At 29.0% G+C, this 482-nt stretch carries 1 protein-coding gene; it reads right to left on the bottom strand.

Annotation, left to right across the window (positions count from 1 at the left end):
• Window positions 1–9: 9 nt before the first annotated feature.
• Complete coding sequence (locus tag Q3O12_RS03700; RefSeq protein ID WP_003774468.1) at window positions 10–474, bottom strand: hypothetical protein; 465 nt, start codon at window positions 472–474, stop codon at window positions 10–12.
• Window positions 475–482 lie beyond the last annotated feature (8 nt).

The raw sequence follows: 482 nt of genomic DNA, 5'->3' as shown, positions 1-482 counted from the left end.
GCTTTAAGATTAATTAATTTTTAATATTTTTAATATTAATGCAATTATCCCAAGTAAAATAGGAACTATTATTGGAATAATGGCGTCCTTAATTTTTTTAATGTAGTTATCTTCTTTTTGTTGCGTCTGCTCATAATCATCCTCATGTAGATATGCATTATTTATATCCTTGTAAGTCTCATTTTCATCACCAACAACTCTGGAACCATCCTTAAACGACCTTGCAATTTTTATCATTGATGATAGTAGATCATTGCTTGTGGTAATTGCAAGCAATTCTTCCCCATCATAAAAAAGAATGCTTTCCTCATCGTTTGGGTCATAAAAATATACTTCACCCATCTCGTTGCAACCTTCATGATAATTAAATTTTTCTCTTAAAAATATTGACAAGTTCTCCTTGTTTTTTAATATTTTATTTTCGTCTGAAATTTTTTTGCTGGTATTTATTATCCTAATATGGTAACCCATCATCTATCCTT

The sequence above is a fragment of the Neisseria benedictiae genome (assembly GCF_958267435.1).
In the GTDB taxonomy this organism is placed as follows: Bacteria; Pseudomonadota; Gammaproteobacteria; order Burkholderiales; family Neisseriaceae; genus Neisseria; species Neisseria bergeri.
Note: the sequence above shows the minus strand (reverse complement) of the source record. Positions and strands in the feature narration are given on the sequence as shown.